The organism is Sphingobacterium sp. B16(2022), from assembly GCF_012030425.1.
In the GTDB taxonomy this organism is placed as follows: Bacteria; Bacteroidota; Bacteroidia; order Sphingobacteriales; family Sphingobacteriaceae; genus Sphingobacterium; species Sphingobacterium anhuiense.
The window spans coordinates 77,679-96,936 of sequence record NZ_JAAUVN010000005.1 but is presented as its reverse complement, the minus strand read 5'-3'; the positions used below and the strand labels follow the sequence as shown (position 1 = coordinate 96,936).

Below are 19,258 nucleotides of genomic sequence, written 5' to 3'. Positions count from 1 at the left end.
TTTTACATCAAAAATCAATATTTTATTTTAAAAAAAAGACCTTCTTTAGTAACACAAATGAGAAATAGTCAAAAGAAAACAATAATTTTAGGCACTAAAAATCTTTAAATGCATGAAAAAACTCACGCTACTTTTGTTATTAGCAAGTTCAATGGCTTATGGTCAGCGCAACTTGAATATAGAAGAAACAGTCTTTGGACCTCGTACATATGCCCCGACTGCCCTTATTAGCAGCAATTGGATACCCAACAGCAATAACATTAGTTATTTGGATAAGGGATATCAAAATTTAGTTCAGAAAAGTGCTACGAACACAGGGTCTGAGGAAATAATACTGAGCAAAAATGACTTACAAAATGCTTTAAAAACAAGAATTCCGAATGAGCAGATTAATTTGCAGATCTTTCCTAGTGATTATAAATGGGAGGATGCAAATACGATCAGCTTTATACTCTATACGAAACAAGCTCATTATCATATCGCTGTTAACGTAAAGAATAAAGAAATAGTTCATCTGTTGGAAACAAAGTTGGAGGCAACAAATCAAGAATATACAACAGATTACAGTAAAGTAGCTTTTTTAATTGGTAATAATATACAAATTAAAGACAATACTGGGCAATTAACTGTTGTTACTGCAGATACAGTAGACGGTATTCTTAGTGGAAGTGACTATACGCATAGACAAGAATTTGGTATCAAAAAAGGTATGTGGTGGAACCCGCAAAATGACAAATTATTGTACTACCGCAAAGACGAGACGATGGTTACTAAGTACCCGCTTATCCAATGGGACACGCGTGTAGCTTCAGTCAAAGATATTCGCTACCCGATGGCGGGTATGAAAAGTGAAGAAGTTACCTTGGTCATTTATGATACGAAAACAAAACAAAAAATTACCCTTGCGACGGGAGAACCAAAAGAACAGTTTTTAACAGCGGTAACATGGGATCCTTCTGGACAATCAGTTTATGTTGGGGTATTAAATCGTGAACAAAATCATCTAAAACTTAACCAATATAATGCACAAGATGGTCGTCTAATCAAAACATTATTTGAAGAAACAGCTTCGACATGGGTAGAACCTCAAAATGATTTATTGTTTTTACCAAATAACCCAAAACAATTTCTATATCAATCAGACAGAGAAGGTTTCAATCAACTTTACCTGTATAATACTGATGGTAAATTGATCAAAAAATTAGGACATCAAAATCTTATTGTACAGCAGCTAGGCGACTTTTCGCCAAAAGGAGATTTAATTTATTATACAGGTGTCACTAATGATGGCTTAGATCGTCAGCTATTTTCAGTAGACCTTAAAACCGGTAAAACAATACAATTAACACAGGGTACAGGAACACACAATGCCAAATTAAACAGTGATGGCTCTTATATTTTAGACCAATTCAGTAATCTGACAACTCCAAATATTGTTCAGATAAAAGCTACAAAATCCGGTAAAACAGAAAAGATAGTGGAATCAACAAATCCGTTTTTAGGAAAGATCAATCCTCCTAAAATAGAATTTATCACGTTGACATCTGCAGATGGAGCAACACCTTTAACTGGCCGTATCATTTATCCAAGTGATTTTGACACAAATAAAAAATATCCCGTGATGTATTACCTTTATGGAGGATCTCATTCACAATTAGTAACCAATAAATGGTTAGGCGGTGCGGGTTATTTTGATATGTACATGGCGCAACAAGGTTACATTGTATTCACAATGGACAATAGAGGAACAGACGCTCGTGGAAGAGCATTTGCAACAGCAACACACCGTCAATTAGGACAAGCAGAGATGGCTGATCAAATGAAAGGTATCGAGTTTTTGAAATCCAAATCGTTTGTTGATCAAAACAAGATGGGTATATTCGGCTGGAGTTTCGGTGGATTTATGACAACATCATTTATGATACACCATAACGACATCTTTAAAGCAGCAGTAGCAGGTGGTCCAGTAATGGATTGGAAATACTATGAAGTCATGTACGGAGAACGTTATATGGATATGCCTCAAGAAAATCCAGAAGGCTATAAATTGACTACACTAATCGATAAAGCAGATCAGCTGAAGGGCGACTTATTAATCATTCACGGAGCTCAAGACCCTGTAGTGGTACAACAGCACAGTATGGAGTTTGTAGAAGCATGTATCAAAGCAGGAAAACAGGTTGATTATTTCCTATACCCTACTCATGAACATAATGTTTCTGGGAAAGATCGCATTCATATGTATGAAAAAATTGCCAGATACTTTGACCTGCATTTAAAGAAATAAATGATTTGAATAATTAAAAACAATAAAAAATCCCCTTGATCGCTCAAGGGGATTTTTTATTATATAATATCAATACTAGCGGGCAAGAAGTGCTTCAACTCCTAATCGATAGCTATCTAAACCAAAGCCACAAATGACTCCTACACAATTCTTTGACAAATACGAATGATGCCTAAATTCCTCCCGTGTATGAACATTTGAAATATGGACCTCTACAACCGGAGTATTAATAGCCGCAATAGCATCAGCAATTGCAACAGAAGTATGCGTATAAGCCCCTGCATTGAGTACAATACCGTCGTATTCAAAACCTACCTCATGCAATTTATCTATAATAAATCCTTCAGTATTACTTTGAAAATAACTCAACTCAACAGATTCATAGTTATTTTTTAAAGTTGAAAAATAACTATCAAAATCTTGTGCTCCATAAATTGATTTTTCTCTGACTCCTAATAAATTAAGATTAGGTCCATTGAGAATTAATATGTTTTTCATTAAAATAAATAGCTTCTTGAGCAACCAAGCTCGGTTTCTTTTAAACAATTTACAGACTAAAAATCACTATATAATGATCTAAAACTTGAACGAAGACCAATACTAAATACACCCGATTTATGCGTTAGCGGGGTCTCATATTGTATCTTTTGATAACGTTGCGAATAACCTAATTCGAATCTAAGATTATACTTAGGATTCAGAACATAAGCAGCTTTAGCATCTGCATAAACGACTTGACTTTTTATCCCTTGCCCAATATGATTACCATACATGTTAGCAAAAGTACGGTAAGACTGAAAAATATCACCTCCCATATTTGAACCATCCTCAAGATCTAACCCCTTTTCATTATAATTCAGCTGCGCAGAAAAATCAAATCTTTTCCATGCATAGTTAGCAATACCAACAACCTCTCTAAAATTAGCTCCCAAAGGATGCGCCAATGGCTCAGCATTATTACTGTAGTTTGAACCAGAATCAAAGTGGGCATAGGTATAAGGTCTGGCTGTGTTGTATTCAACTAAAAAGTTTAAGTTTTTTACATCAAATATGTCATATCCCCGTACACCAAACTGAGCTCCCCATTTATTATGCACATAACCTTTACCCGCAAAAAACTCCTTTGCCGTAAATTCACCTAATAGGAACTGGCCATAAGCTGTTATGTTCTTAAGAACTTTATACTTTGTATTCAAACCTAAAAACATCTTATCCGGAGATGTTGAATTATTAGATTCGACCGGACGTAAAAACATCACAGGGTTAATATAAGTAAAGTCAAAACCTCGAGTACCTGCGGCATCACGATTTGCCCAGGTGATGGCCTGGAAAAATCCAATCGAAAATCTATTCGTAGCATTGTAATCCACATACTGAAAAACACCCCACTTCTTACCGTCACCATATCGCTCAGTCTCACCTAAGGCATTAGAACGTTTATTGGTTGGATCATTCATATACGCCCAGACTGAAGTATACTGAACATTACCAATCGTACCTGTAAATTTTAAATGTGTATAATTAGAAGAAAAATCCGACAATAAAAGCGAACGGTATCCATCACCGATAAAATTCTTATCATAAGCTACAGTAGCCTGAAAATGCTTACTAAAATCATAAGTTAAACTAGCAGTTGCATTCATCCAGTCTTTCTTATTATTAGACTGATGTTTTGTATTCCCCTCTCCTGGTATAACTTTTCTATCATCGATATAATCCGACAAATATTCTGGAAAAACGGCCTGATTTTCCGTTGCACTGGTGTAAAATGTAAATTTATCTCCCACTGTGACTCCCGCTTGAAAACCTCTAGAGTTCATCCAAGTACGGCGTTTATCTCCCATCATATCCTTCCCAATTATCATATCGGGCAATAAATCAGCATAAAAAGTATAATCATCTTTCTCTACCTCAATAAGATGTTCATTAAATATCTTACGCATAAACCAATTATCCGAAGCTACCGGCTGATTCGTTTTTATAGAATCAAACTTCGCCAATAATTCATCGGTAAATAGAAATGGTTTAGATGATGTATGTAAACGCGTATGTGGCGAATACAGTACATCGTTCATTTTTTGAGAAAGTTGATAGGAATAGGGTTGATTTTTAATTTGTGCGCTTAATTCGTTCTGATTTAGCATACCAAGTGCAAGCACTCCAGCAAATGCTAAAAATTTTAATGACACTTTTTCTTTCATGAGATTTTTTTATACAGTAAAATAGGACAGCAAAATCTATTCCTAAAAAACAAAATAACGCTTTTTTAAACTTATAAAGATTACTATTTACAAAAAAAACATGCTAAAACGTATTTGCTTTCCATTTTAACGATTTTTTATTACCTTGCAATACAGAGAAAACCAGTATGATAATAAATAACCTTTTTGAAATTTAACAATGAAACGCAGAACATTCATTCAAAATTCAGCCGTATTGGGTGCTGGATTATTTGCAAGCAAAGTATCTTTTGCTTCGAATCAGACTTCATTCCCAACAGTGCGTATTCCTGCAGATAAACGTCTATTTTCAAGTAAAGCTATTGAAAATGCAATTGTAACATTTGGTAAAGCAACAAGTAATAAAGAATTGGCTTGGTTATTTGGCAACTGTCTTCCAAATACCTTAGACACAACAGTATTCCCATATGTTGAAAATAATCGCAATTATACCTATGTAATTACGGGTGATATTGATGCGATGTGGTTAAGAGATAGTAGCGCTCAGGTATGGCCATACCTCGCATTTATGAAAGATGATAAAAGTTTGAAAAATCTGATTTCTGGATTAATACATAAACAGAGTAAATGCATCAACATAGATCCTTATGCTAATGCATTCTACAATGATCCTACAAAAAAAGGTGAATGGTTCAGTGACCATACAGACATGAAACCAGGGATTCACGAACGTAAATGGGAAATCGATTCGCTATGTTACCCCATCAGACTCGCCTATCACTACTGGAAAGAAACAAATGATGCAGGCCCTTTTAATGAAGAATGGGAAGCTGCACAGGAAAAAATCTATCAGACATTTATTGAGCAACAACGTAAAGAAAATCTAGGTCCATATAAATTTATGCGTACCACGCCAAGAGGATCAGACACCCTGCAGGTTGATGGTTATGGATATCCCGTTAAACCTGTTGGTTTGATTTGCTCCAGCTTTAGACCTTCAGATGATTCAACTGTTTTTTCTTTCTTGATTCCTTCTAATCTTTTTGCAGTAGTCAGCCTTAGACAATCTGCAGAAATCTTAAGAAAAGTCAAAAATAACAATACTTTAGCCACTAAAATGGAAGCACTAGCCAATGAAGTGGAAGCAGCTGTTCAAAAACATGGAATAATAGATCACCCACAATTTGGAAAAGTATATGCTTTTGAAGTTGATGGCTTCGGCTCATTCTTAATGATGGATGATGCAAACGTTCCAAGTTTACTTTCATTACCATATTTGGATGCAGTAAAAGTAGAAGACCCCGTATATCAACGTACACGTCAATATATCCTATCAGAAAACAATCCGTTTTTCTTTAAAGGTACTGCTGGAGAAGGTATCGGTGGACCACATATTGGTCGCGATTTCATTTGGCCAATGTCTATCATGATGCGTGCCTTTACATCAAATAATGATAAAGAGGTAATCGAATGTGTTAAAATGTTGATTGCTACACATGGAGATACAGGTTTTATGCACGAATCCTTTCATAAAGACGATCCAAAAAACTTTACCAGAAAATGGTTTGCATGGCAAAATACTTTATTTGGAGAATTAATATGGAAAATTTATAAAGAAAAACCATCTTTGCTTAAACAAATATAGTTTACCCTATAGTAATAAAAGTGCTATAAGGTAATACTTATAGCACTTTTTTATGGAGCAAGAAAAAAAACAAATTGGTCCAATAGGGATATTTGATTCTGGATATGGTGGTTTATCCGTATTTAAAGAGATCAAAAAACAATTGCCTCAATACGATTACATCTACCTAGGCGATAATGCTCGCATTCCTTATGGAACCCGTTCATTCGAAACCGTCTATGAATTTACAAAACAATGTGTATTTAAGTTATTTGATTTAGGATGTAATCTTGTTATTCTAGCTTGTAACACAGCCTCTGCCAAAGCATTACGTTCAATCCAACAAAATGACCTTCCTCCTGGAAAAAAAGTACTGGGTGTCATTCGTCCAACAACTGAAATTGTAAAAGAATTCACAAAAACAAATCAGGTGGGCATACTAGCAACAACAGGGACAGTGAAATCGGAATCCTACAAAATTGAAATCAACAAATTTTATCCCGAAATAAAAGTATTTCAACACGATTGTCCTTTTTGGGTACCTTTAGTTGAAAATAATGAAATCAATACAGAAGGAGCAAAATATTTCGTTGAAAAAGATATTGAAAAACTTTTAAAACAATCGCCTGATATTGATACCATCATATTGGCCTGTACACATTATCCCTTATTACTACCCGTAATTAAGCAATTTGTACCCAGCCATATCAATATCATTTCACAGGGACCACTCGTCGCTAAAAGCTTAGAAAAATATTTGGACCTGCACCATGATATTGAATACAAAAGTTCTAAAAATGGAAGCATGCAATTTTATACAACCGATGATCCACTTGATTTTGAATCAAAAGCAGAAATATTTTTCGGTCAAAAAATTAAAGCTACACACATTAAAGTCACATAAAAAAGGCCTCATCTACTAAAAGATGAGGCCTTTCCATTTTATCGATGTAATTTAGATCTTAATCAGCCAATACCTCTTTTTTAACATAACTATCATTATGAACCGCAGCAACAGCTCTGCCCGAAGGATCATTTAAGTTTTGAAATGACGCATCCCATAATAAAGCTTCAGGAGTACTGCAAGCAACAGACTTAACAGAGGGCACTGTTTTAGCAGCCGCATCTGAAGGGAAATGTGATTCAAAGATCGTACGGTATAAAAACTCTTCCTTATTTTTAGGAGGATTGATAGGAAATCTTTCCGCCGCACCTGCAAATACGGCATCACTTACTTTACTTTCAGCCTGTTCTTTTAAAGTATCGATCCAACTATAACCTACACCATCAGAAAATTGCTCTTTTTGTCTCCAGGCAATACTTTCTGGTAAATAATCTTCAAATGCTTTACGTAACACCCACTTTTCCATTTTACCATCCTTAATCATTTTATCCTTTGGGTTGATCGTCATGGCAACATCCATGAATTCCTTATCTAAAAATGGAACACGTCCCTCCACACCCCATGCCGCTAAAGATTTATTAGCACGCAAACAGTCATATAAATACAATTTCTTCAATTTACGAACTGTCTCTTCGTGAAATTCTTTAGCATTCGGTGCTTTATGAAAGTACAAATATCCTCCAAATAACTCATCAGAACCTTCTCCTGAAAGAACCATTTTTATCCCCATAGATTTGATCACACGTGATAATAAATACATCGGTGTAGAAGCTCTTATCGTAGTAACATCATAAGTTTCTAAATGGTAAATAACATCGCGGATAGCATCGAGCCCTTCCTGAATAGTAAAGTTAATCTCGTGATGGATAGTGCCAATATGGTCTGCAGCTTTTTGTGCAGCAATTAAATCTGGAGCACCTTTTAATCCAACAGCAAAAGAATGCAATTGTGGATACCACGCCTCTTCTTCATCACCAGATTCTATACGTTTGGAAGCAAATTTTTTTGTTACAGCAGCAATTACTGATGAATCTAGACCTCCGGATAATAAGACACCATAAGGGACATCAGACATCAATTGACGGTGAACAGCAGCTTCTAAAGCTTCACGCAATTTAGCTATATCTGTTTCAGCATCCTTAACTGCGTCATATGATTCCCATTGTCTTGAATACCAACGCTTAGGCTCTTTACTTTCAATGCTATAAATATAATGTCCCGGAGGAAATTGATCCATAGTAGTGCAAAATCCTTCTAAGGACTTCAATTCCGAAGCAACAAAAAATTGTCCCTTATCATCCATACCATAGTATAAAGGTATAATACCCATATGGTCACGAGCGACAAAAAATGAATCATTGCGAGCGTCATAAAGAGCAAAACCAAAAATTCCGTTTAAATCTTCTATAAATTGAGGTCCTTTCTCTAAATATAAAGCGAGTACAACCTCAGAGTCAGATTGTGTAGCAAAATCATAATTTGGCAGACTATCGCGCAATTCCTGATGATTGTAAATTTCGCCATTAACAGCTAAGACAACTTGCCCGTCTGGACTATATAAAGGTTGACTACCCGATTTTGGATCTACAATAGCTAGTCGCTCATGCGCAAGTATAGCCAGATCTGAACTATAAATACCTGACCAATCTGGTCCACGATGACGTATACGCTTAGACATTTCTAAAACTTGAGGTCTGATTAATGTGACAGATTCCTTTAAATCAAATGCTCCGATGATACCACACATATTATTGTTTTTTTATTGTTTCTTTCTTTTGATTGAATTATTGACACAAATTAAAGCAATAAATAATTAAATTCATAATGTTTTTTAAATTTTATTAAAAATTTAACATTAAACAACTAAGTTCTTTACCATTTATACATTAAAATGACTCAATCAGTACCAAATAAAGAACCCTCTAATAATCAACAATAAAACATGCATTACTAAATATACTTGTTTCATTTTCTAACCAGATTTGGCATTTTTTGCATAAATTCATACTAGAAAAAAAATATAAATCACCCATTATGAAAGCTTTACTTCATCATTATGAAAATCTAGCAATTAAACAAAGTGACCTAAATAAAATAATGACCGGACATGAGCTTCTTCATTTTTCTAAAAATGATTTTTTACTCCGCAAAGACGAAAAGGCACATGAATACTATATTTTGGAAAGTGGCCTCATAAGGTCATTTATTCATGATTATAATGGAAATGAAATTACAACTGATTTCTTTGGTGATCATGATGTAGTTATCGAAGTCACTTCACTTTTTCTTCAATTTCCTTCTCCCGAAAATCTTCAATGTTTAACTGACTGTAGCGTTTGGAAAATTGATTTTAATACCTTTCAATCTTTGTATCATACCATTCCAGCTTTTAATGAATGGGGACGATCATGGATGACCTATGCTTTACACATTAACAAAAAACGTTTTATAGATATGGTTTCACTTTCTGCTACCGAACGCTATCATAATTTAATCAGTACCAAACCCCAAATAATTAAGCAAGCAGCTTTAAAATATATAGCTTCATACCTAGGCATAACAGACACATCGTTAAGTCGAATCCGAAAAGAAATATAATTTATCCGAGCAGTAAAATTACTTGTCCTATGCGAAGTCGATTGATTAGGGTTTACTTTACTTTTGAGTAAGATAAATAAAGCAACAGATCGTCAAGACTTTAAAACAGTTCTTTTATATTCTGGTTTATGAATAGAAACAAAACTTAAATAATAAAAATATTTTTTACCAATTTATTTACTGACATACAGTTGTCAAATCAACAACTAACTTTGATATAACTTAAATATAAAAAAGAAAATTATGGCTATTTTACATGCTTACTTAAACTTTAACGGTAATTGCGAAGAAGCTTTCAAATTTTACCAATCTGTTTTTAATACAGAATCACTAGGTATATACCGCTTCAAGGATATGCCAGCCGATCCAAATTATCCACTACCTGCTGATGCAGGAGATAAAATAATGCATACAGCAATTAAAATCAATGATTCTGTCATGCTAATGGGATCCGATTGTATCGAAGGTTTCGGACATAAAGCAACTTCTGGAACAAATGCTTATTTAATGTTGGATACAAAAACAGCTGATGAAGCAAAAGACTTATATGCAAAACTCACTGCAGAAGCACAAAATATCGAAATGCCATTAGGAGAACAATTCTGGGCTGAGCTATATTCATCATTCCAAGATAAATATGGTATTTCGTGGATGATTCATTTTGAAGGGAATAAAAAAATGCAATAATGAAAAATGCAGTTGTATACTTTGAGATTCAAGCAACTGATCCTAAAAACCTTGCTTCATTCTATCAACAACTTTTTGGTTGGACATTTATTAAAGAAGAAAACCTTCCAATTGAATACTATCGAATAGAAACAGCAGGTATAATGGGTGGATTATTAAAACGTCCAGCAGAAGTTCCTCCGTCAAATTGTGGTACTAATGCATTTACATGTTCAATGGAAGTTGACGATTTTGATCAGACATCAGCAAACATTTTACATAATGGCGGAAAGATTGCCTTACCTAAGTTTGCAGTAATAGGAAAATGTTATCAAGAATATTTTACTGATCCGGACAACAATATCTTTGGGATATTTGAAGTGGACATCAACGCTCATTAAACGTATACTAAAGGGATTAATAACTTATTTATTAATCCCTTTAGTATATTTTATAAAAATATCTTCCCCCTATTTGCTATCCGTTTCATAAGATCAAGTTTATAAAGGCTCCGAATTTCTTTACCATCACTTTGTATAGGAATATTGAAAATTGTAATTTTTCAATATTGTTTTACAAAGATTTATACGTTCTTTGCAAATTCAAAAAAAGAATTTGTGTTAAAAAAATATCTACCCTACTTTTTACTCACTGGTAAAATAATCTTTACAGCTTGTATTTTATTTATTGCACTCATTTTTACTATTCCTTTATTATTTCAGGAACAAGTAAATACAAAAATTAAAGAGGTTATTAATGATCAGATTGATGGCGAGTTAAATTACAGTAAAATTCATTTATCTTTCTTCGACCACTTCCCTGCATTAACAGCTTCCCTTCATGACCTTTCCCTAAAAGGATCTGCTCCCTTTAAAGATGTTGAGCTATTAAAAGCAAAACAGGTAAGTCTTGGAGTCGATATTCTAAGCCTTTTAAAGTCAAAAATTGTCGTTGAACAATTCTATATCGATCATGGCAAAATCCATGTTAAAGTAAATAAAGATGGTGAGTCTAATTATAATATCGTTAAAAAAAAGAATGATAAAATAACAAATACTGATGAAACAAGTACCGCAATTGACTTAGCCTTTAAAAGCATTTTACTTCAAAAAGTAGATGTGTATTACGAGGATTTATCAGTTCCAATCATCCTAGAAGCTAAAAAAATGGATTATGAAGGTCATGGTGATCTCATGTCTTCACTTTTTGATTTAGATAGCAAAGCCGACATACAATCATTAAGCCTAACTTTCGACGGAGAAAAATATGTAGATGATAAAATGATACATGCCAGTCTCATGACTAAAGTAAACACCAATACATTGGCTTTTATATTTGAAAGGAATGACATTCGGATCAATAAACTTCCTGTTAAATTTAAAGGTGAATTTGGTTTCTTAACAAATGGCTATCATCTGGATTTTAAATTAAAATCCAGTAAAAGCACTTTATCTGAATTACTATCTTTAGTTCCGACCTCCTACTCGAAATGGTTGGCCGAAACAAAAATAAAAGGTAACTCAGAACTATTCATAGATCTCGTAGGGGAATACATTGTAGAAGAACATAAAATGCCAGATCTTACCGTGGGTTTAAATATTACAGATGGATACTTTTCCAATAAGACGGCTAAAATCCCAATAGAAGATCTACAGACAAAACTTAAGATTAACCTTCCTCAATTAAACCCAGATTCTCTTTTAATTGAATTAAAACAATTTGAATTTAAGGTTGCTTCCGGATATTTCAACAGCAAAGGAATAGTTAAAGGACTAAATCCTTTATATGTAAATACTGAATTTAAAAGTAATCTAGACTTAAGTGCTGTCAGTAATGCACTAGCTTTGCCCACCTTAAGCTTTAGAGGAAATTGGATGTTAGCTGGTTTTATTAATGGAACCTACGCAACGGCTATTAAAACCTCAGGATTAAGAAATAAAATAGATACTACCATTGCATCTATACCTAATTTTGATATTCACAATACGTTACGCAAAGGGTATTTCAAACTCGCAAATTTACCTGCAGCTATCGAAAAAATTGAGTATGATTTAAAAGCAACATGTAATGATGCAAAAATCACCAATGCTCAAATTGCATTAGATCATATTGACATTAAAGCACTGAACAATTACATAAAAGGATTTATACATATCAACGATTTGCTAAAATTAGATGTCAAATCAAATATGCAGGCTGATATTCAATTGGCCGATATTAAAAAAGTATATCCAGTCGATAGCCTTGAAATATCGGGAAAAATCTTTGTCAATATGGTAGCTGATGGTAAAATGGATCTAAAAAAAGGTACTTTTCCACAAACAAATACAACAGTTACTTTAAAAAACGGATTTCTAAAAACACTAAATTATCCCCTTCCAATTGAGGAGATAAATATTGAAACCTTTATATCCAGTGAAAAAGGTTCTTTAAAAGATTTAAAAGTTAAAGTTTTACCGATATCTTTCAATTTAGCTGGCGAACCTTTCTTTTTGCAAGCAGATTTGCAAAACTTTAAAAATATCCGCTATGCAATTAAGTCTCAAGGGAAGCTTAATTTAGAACCCCTATATAAAATATTTGCCATAGAGGGGATAAACGTCAATGGTTATATTAGAACCGATCTGGATCTCGCCGGATTACAAAGCGATGCTACAAGTGGGCAATACCATAAATTAAAGAACCATGGAACATTAGACATCGGGCAAATACAAGTACAATCTGAATTATTTCCTAAACCCTTTAATATTAAAAAAGGACATTTCACTTTTGCCAAAGAGAAGTTAGTTTTTAGCGATGTCGCATCTTCATATGGACATAACAAATTAAATATTACAGGATACTTAGATAATCTTATCCAATACTTCACAAACACAACACAGACATTAAAAGGTAATTTTCAATTAAGCAGCCCCATTATTAATGTAAATGATTTTACATTTTTTGCTGAAACTGAAAACAGTAGCCCAACAAGTACTAATTCAGGCGTAATTTTACTACCAAAAAATCTAGATATCTCAGTTAATGGCATCGTAAATAAAATGAAATATGATCAGCTTACATTAAATCAACTAACGAGCAAAGTATCAATTCAAAATGGAAACCTTTCATTCTCAAATACAAGATTTGAACTTTCAGGATTAAAAGTGGCTATGAATGGTCAATATAAAGCATTGAACAGCAATAAAGCTCGATTTGATTACCTCGTAAAAGCTGATAGTTTTGACATCCAGCGTGCTTATCATGAAATCCCTATGTTTAAAGAAATGGTTTCTTCTGCGAAAAATGCCCATGGACTGGTATCGCTTGAGTATCAATTATCAGGACTTCTAGATAACAACATGAATCCAATAATGCCTTCAATAAAAGGAAGTGGTTCCTTGACCCTTGAACAGATCCAATTCATGGGGTTTAAACTATTGAACAACATTTCAAAAGAAACTTCAAAAGAAAGTCTAGCTGATGGATCGGTCAAAAAAGTAAAGATCAATACATCCATAGCCAATAATGTAATGACTATTGCACGTACTAAAATGAAAATGGGATTTTTCAGACCTCGTTTTGAAGGACAGGTCACACTGGATGGTAAGATGAATCTTGGATTCCGATTAGGGCTCCCTCCTTTTGGTATTTTTGGAGTTCCAATGCGAATAACTGGTAGTGCACAAAACCCAATAATAAAATTAGGGAAATATAAAGAAGATGATCTGGATACAGATATGGACAATGATGATAAAAAATTATATCGAGAATCATTGATGCAAGATTCAATCACAATATCCAACAAATAGACGATAAAATAAAAAAAGGTATCCAAAATCACAATAGATACTTAAAGAATATTAAAATTAAAAAGGCGAAGGATTGTTTTTATCAAATAATCCTTCGCCTTTTTAATCCATTCAAATTTTAAAAGTCATGAATAATAGATTATCTTTCGATGGATTTAGTTACTTTTTCCAATATTTCAAAAGCCACTTCAGCCATTTTATTCCCTTGGTGATCCAATAACGGATTTACTTCTACCACCTCAAAGCAAACAACCTTCTTAGAGCTTAATATACCTTCAAGCAATTCTATAACTTCAGAAGCATAAAAACCTTTAGGTACAGGCGTACCAGTTCCATCAGAAATTAACTCGCTATCCATGCTATCAACATCAAAAGAAACATAAATCAGATCACAACCGGCGAGTTTCTTCATCACCTCACGTATACAGCCCTTTACAGATAACTGACGAACCTCGTCGACAATATAATTCTTAATTTCTAAATCATTGATTAATATATCCTCAGGAGGTTCAGTATCACGTACACCAAAATAAATCAAATCCTGAGCCTGAAATTTCCCTAAATGTCCACCAACACCCTTTAACTTCTGCCAATATTTTTTCGTCTCCTCATCAGGCCGATTAACTGTGCACAATAAATTATCTACGCCTAATGTAGCTGCCAAAGGCATACCATGTAAATTACCAGAAGGAGTGGTATAAGGAGAATGGATATCGGCATGAGCATCAATCCAAATTACCCCTAATGATTGATCGGGGTAAACAGATTTTATTCCAGAAATAGTTCCAATAGCAGATGAATGGTCCCCTGAAAAAACTAAAGGAAAGAAACCTTCTCTTAATGTCCTTTCAACGACAAGTGCAACCTCACGGCATTGCTCGTAGACTTCTTTAATTCTTTTAGCATAGGGATGGAAGGACGGGTCGTAAACTGCATCATTGCGAGTTTCCACATCAATATGAGGATAATTATGAAAGTATTGGCTTCCCTTATTAATCGCAGCAACCTCAATAGCATCAATTCCTAAATCGGAACCTCTTGTTCCAGCCCCTATATCAGATCTATTTTTGATAATTTTTATGGATCTTTTCATACATCAAATCTAAAACTAGGCATACAATTAAAAATAAAAACCACGAAACATAATATGAATACTTAATATTCACTCATTGGGTTATAATTGTTTATATAAAGATAATTATTTCAAGTTAATAATACCGTCTAATACTAGGATAAGAATCAAAAACAAAACGGGCTTAGAAATATTTCTCTAAGCCCGTTTTTATAAAAAATAAAAAGAATTTAAAATCTTAATGTATTCAGATTTTTATCAACTAAAAACCCTTGAACAGCTTTCAATGTATATTTTAAATCTTTTTTTGCTCTAAGTTTCAAAACAAATAGATCTTCATTTCCATTTAAAGCTTTTTGATCGCCAATATTTACAAAAGTAGGATATAATACTTTTTCACCACTAGTATGAAGTCGGTCATTGGTCAGGTTATCCATCCCTTTAACAGCTAACGCCTGAACTGAAATAAATTCGTAATCTTGCGACTGATATGGTAATCCAAAACTGATGGCATTAACAGATTTAAGATCCTTACCTTTAACCATAATTTCAATGATCTCATCCTTCTTATAACTTGCTTTCGGAATCGATAGGCTGATTTCACCTGCAACTTTTTCGACTTTAGGATCTTTGATACCACCATCTAATTGAGTTGCTACAACTGAAATATCATAAGCATCAATTAAATCATTTTTATTAATATCACCATTACTAACATAGCCTTCAAAATCAGCATCACCCCTTTTCAAACCAGTATAATTTGTATAAGAAGTCAAATCATTTCGATCTATCAAACGATCGTTGTTGATATCACCAGGAATGTAACTCTCTGTACCAGGAACTTTAAAAACATACATTTCACGACCTGAACCAAATCCGCCGACTCCTTCAGTAATTGCTAACTTAACATAACGAGCTGTAGGCTGATTAGCAAAATTGAAGATCTTCAGTTCATCATTATTAGCCCAGTTAAATGCACCTGCTTCTGTCCAGCTATCTTTATCTGCGCTATAATAAACTTTACCTTTCAGCACAATACCGTTACCACGACCTGTACGAGGTAAATAGTGAATCTTATCCAATTGATTAACAGACTTTAGATCTAAAATCATATCAAATGGTAATGCATTTTTACCCCATGCAGTATGCCACATATTACCTTCGTCAAAGTCAAACAATTTATCAACTCCTGATCCATCTTGATTCTCAGCTGTTGTTTCGCCTTTAATATCATGAATAGCAAACTCCAGTGGATTTGACTTCGTCACGGACTTAACTTCAACCCAATCAGAAAAACCACTCTTATTGACAGCTCTTAACTTAAAAGTATACGCCGTTTCTGGACTTAACCCATCAAAGAGCAATTCATTCTCCTTGATCGTCGAATAAAGCATATCTTTAAATTCGATCTCATAATAATCAGCATGGTCTACCTTGCTCCATGTCGGCTTCAATGTATATGCAGCTTTATTATCTTCACTAACAATAGCATTTTGAGGCGCAATCAATGCACCCGAAGAAATGCGGAAACGATCCTGTGGATTAAATTCAAATCCCTCCAACAGTAAGCTTACATTACTTGCTGTAATATCTGTAGAGGCCAATTTAATATGTACAACAGGATTTTTAGTAATAATCTGCTTCTCAAATTCACTACCTTTAGTTGCAAACTTATTCATGTTAGGCGCAGCATCATAAAAATAAACATTTTCTTGATTAGCCAATTCTCCTAAAGAATTTACTTCAACCAATTTAACCTTGCGTTTTCCAATCAGTCCAGTCAGTTTTTTAGGTTTTGAAGTAACGTTTATTCTAAATTCTGTTTGCTTATTTTTCACAAAACCATCAAAATCACCAATTGTAGAATTCACCGTAACAGCTAACCGATTTTTTCCGTCTAAAGATGATTCAATTAAGGTAGAAGATCCTTTACCTAATTTATAAGCTTCAGAAACCCCATCATCATCATACTCCGTAAAAGACGTTTTTCCTTCTGGATAGATTTCATAAATACGAAGTCCTTTATTTATTTCATGAACGTTATTGTTTGGATTTGCCATGGGAATAATGGAACCATTTTTTACAAATACGGGCAATTTCCAGATCGGCGAATCAAAATTATTGAGAATAACATTTCCAGTAAATTTATCACCTGTAAAATAATCTACCCAAGTACCCTCTGGTAAATAAATGCCATTACGCACATCATTACCTTTATCATCAGATTTCGTAGCCTGATAAATAGGAGCTACTAAAAAGGAAGGACCGTATAAATATTGATACTGTGTAGATGTTCCTTGTGTATAAGCATTTGGGTACTCTAAGAACAGTGCTCTGATCATCGGTAAACCATCTACTGCTTCTTTAGCAATACTATAAGCATAAGGAATAAGCTCTGATTTTAATTTCAGATAATTACGATTAATTGAGGTAACAGGCTCACCCAGTGCATGTGGATATTTTTCATTCGAACCCCACCCGTCCATATTCAACTCCATTGGAGTAAAAGTTTTCCATTGAAAATCACGAATATTGACCGCATTATTTTTACCTCCAAAAATACCATCCATATCGGATGTAATATTAGGCTGGCCAGATAAACCTGAACCTAAATATGTCGGAATATGGAATCTGATATATTCCCAGACACCACCAGTTTGATCGCCAGACCAAATGCCGGCATAACGTTGCGTACCTGCCCATCCGTCTAATGAAATAGTGAACGGTCGAGCTTCATTTCCATAATAAGGAATAATATGACCAACATCCGCCACACCATTCAATCCAAAAGAATAACCAGCACCTACCCAGGCAACATCCGTTTTCAGAACACGAACTCCAGCATCTCTCACTTCTTTTACGATATCACGTTGCAATAATGCACTGATCTCAGGTTTTGGATGTAAATCAGACTGTGTCCACAATCCAATTTCAACCCCATTCTTACGTGCGTAATCACCAAGACTTTTTAAATTAGCAATATTACCATCTAAAGTTTCTGTCTGTCCGTAACCCGCTCCATAACCATCATTAGGCAACAACCAGCCAAAAGGCATATCATGCTTCCTATAACGATCAATAACAGCACGCGCCGAGAATTGGTAATTATTCAATTCTCCATTTAAAGACTCCTTTATACCGCCATTATCTTTTTGACCTTCCTTATAGCGCTTCCCATCTTCAAACAAGATGCCCTTTTCATCCTCTTTCCAAAAATCTCGGTTGTAAGCATTCAGATGACCTTGATAAAAACCAAACTTCGGAAGTAAAATAGGATTTCCTGTTAATTGATAGAAATCATTCAACAAAGGAACAGCGCCATCATTTACCATGAAGAAGACATCAAGATAGTCGCTGTCATGTGTCAATTGAACTTGTCCTTTTTCTTTTGAACCAAAATCATACTTACCGGGCTTGAAAGTATACCACATAAAACCATATCCTCCGGATGACCAGTAATAAGGAGTAGGCGAAGCAACACCACCGTCGGTCCAGCTATTTTGATTTTCAATAGAGATAACTTTTCCTTTATGAGAAAAACGACCATTCTGAACACCTCCCCCATAAAAATACTCCTCCGGTTTTTCCTGAAGACTTAAAGTTACCTTTCCCTTTTCAAATTGAATAGGTTTTGTAAAAACAATAGACTTGTCTTTATTTTTTTGATTAACAACAGTCAATAAATTAGTTGACTTATCAATAACAACAGAAATTTCATCTGTAGCAATAGTTATCTGATTATTTGAATCGTTAAGATTTAAAAGATGAACAGGCTTTCTGGGATTTGAAACTAATATCGAAGCTGCAGGTTTGGCTTCTGGATCACGAATGATACCTCCGGTATTATCCTGAAACAAACGAAAAATATGTCCTCCGTAAAAATCAAATGTTAATCGTTGATTATCGGTAAATAAAACCTCTATTGTCGTCGCATTTATTTTTTTGCGCTCACAATAGTTAACGTTGGATTAATTTGCTTCTGCAAAGCCTCTCCCTTGAAATTGGCCTGCGTAGGAGCAATACTAACCATTAAAGGAAATGCCAAAGCAAACATCACCTTTCTGTGTTGTTTATACATTATGTTACAATTTTGTGTTTTCTTATTTTATTTATAGCTGTTTAGACGTTAAATAATA

Annotated in this window: 13 protein-coding genes; 7 read left to right on the top strand and 6 right to left on the bottom strand. The window is 34.2% G+C overall.

Annotated features, from left to right (window positions below; translation table 11 throughout):
- Positions 1-112 precede the first annotated feature (112 nt).
- Positions 113-2,287 carry a S9 family peptidase gene (locus HCX49_RS21035; RefSeq protein WP_031288146.1) on the top strand — a complete coding sequence of 725 codons (2,175 nt, stop codon included), beginning with the start codon at positions 113-115 and terminating at the stop codon, positions 2,285-2,287.
- 75 nt (positions 2,288-2,362) lie between these two features.
- Here HCX49_RS21035 and aroQ read toward each other — a convergent pair whose 3' ends face one another.
- Positions 2,363-2,785, bottom strand: coding sequence for a type II 3-dehydroquinate dehydratase (aroQ, locus tag HCX49_RS21030; protein ID WP_021189767.1), 423 nt, complete (start codon positions 2,783-2,785; stop codon positions 2,363-2,365).
- 56 nt (positions 2,786-2,841) lie between these two features.
- Positions 2,842-4,488, bottom strand: a complete 1,647-nt coding sequence (locus tag HCX49_RS21025) for a gliding motility protein RemB (RefSeq protein WP_132771979.1) — start codon at positions 4,486-4,488, stop codon at positions 2,842-2,844.
- Positions 4,489-4,687: 199 nt separating this feature from the next.
- Here HCX49_RS21025 and HCX49_RS21020 point away from each other — a divergent pair, with 199 nt between their 5' ends.
- Positions 4,688-6,112, top strand: a complete 1,425-nt coding sequence (locus HCX49_RS21020) for a glycoside hydrolase family 125 protein (protein ID WP_132771980.1) — start codon at positions 4,688-4,690, stop codon at positions 6,110-6,112.
- A 52-nt stretch (positions 6,113-6,164) separates the two neighbouring features.
- The gene (murI, locus tag HCX49_RS21015) at positions 6,165-6,995 is read left to right on the top strand and encodes a glutamate racemase (RefSeq protein ID WP_132771981.1); all 831 of its coding nucleotides are present in this window, start codon (positions 6,165-6,167) and stop codon (positions 6,993-6,995) included.
- Positions 6,996-7,053: 58 nt separating this feature from the next.
- Here the strand turns inward: murI and asnB are convergent, their stop codons facing one another.
- On the bottom strand, positions 7,054-8,742 hold the full coding sequence (gene asnB / locus HCX49_RS21010; RefSeq protein ID WP_168128044.1) for an asparagine synthase B: 1,689 nt from the start codon (positions 8,740-8,742) through the stop codon (positions 7,054-7,056).
- A gap of 287 nt (positions 8,743-9,029) precedes the next feature.
- On the opposite strand from asnB, the gene HCX49_RS21005 reads away from it, so the two are divergent.
- The 4 genes from HCX49_RS21005 to HCX49_RS20990 all read left to right on the top strand — a co-directional run bounded on the left by HCX49_RS21005 (position 9,030) and on the right by HCX49_RS20990 (position 14,050).
- Positions 9,030-9,593: a Crp/Fnr family transcriptional regulator gene (locus HCX49_RS21005; RefSeq protein ID WP_132771982.1), complete on the top strand. Its 564-nt coding sequence runs from the start codon at positions 9,030-9,032 to the stop codon at positions 9,591-9,593.
- A gap of 243 nt (positions 9,594-9,836) precedes the next feature.
- Positions 9,837-10,280, top strand: coding sequence for a VOC family protein (locus HCX49_RS21000; RefSeq protein WP_021189762.1), 444 nt, complete (start codon positions 9,837-9,839; stop codon positions 10,278-10,280).
- A complete protein-coding gene (locus tag HCX49_RS20995; protein ID WP_168128043.1) occupies positions 10,280-10,660 on the top strand; it encodes a VOC family protein in 381 nt (126 codons plus the stop codon). Before HCX49_RS21000 ends, HCX49_RS20995 begins: the two co-directional genes overlap by 1 nt.
- 216 nt (positions 10,661-10,876) lie before the next feature.
- Entirely contained in the window at positions 10,877-14,050 is a 3,174-nt protein-coding gene (locus HCX49_RS20990; protein ID WP_168128042.1) for an AsmA-like C-terminal region-containing protein, read from the top strand.
- A gap of 139 nt (positions 14,051-14,189) precedes the next feature.
- Here HCX49_RS20990 and HCX49_RS20985 read toward each other — a convergent pair whose 3' ends face one another.
- The 3 genes from HCX49_RS20985 to HCX49_RS20975 all read right to left on the bottom strand — a co-directional run bounded on the left by HCX49_RS20985 (position 14,190) and on the right by HCX49_RS20975 (position 19,200).
- Positions 14,190-15,143 (bottom strand): arginase, encoded by a 954-nt coding sequence (locus tag HCX49_RS20985; RefSeq protein WP_168128041.1) that lies wholly within the window; start codon positions 15,141-15,143, stop codon positions 14,190-14,192.
- Between the two features lie 209 nt (positions 15,144-15,352).
- Complete coding sequence (locus HCX49_RS20980) at positions 15,353-19,045, bottom strand: TIM-barrel domain-containing protein (RefSeq protein WP_410528507.1); 3,693 nt, start codon at positions 19,043-19,045, stop codon at positions 15,353-15,355.
- A gap of 11 nt (positions 19,046-19,056) precedes the next feature.
- Positions 19,057-19,200 carry a hypothetical protein gene (locus HCX49_RS20975; RefSeq protein ID WP_168128040.1) on the bottom strand — a complete coding sequence of 48 codons (144 nt, stop codon included), beginning with the start codon at positions 19,198-19,200 and terminating at the stop codon, positions 19,057-19,059.
- Positions 19,201-19,258: the final 58 nt, after the last annotated feature.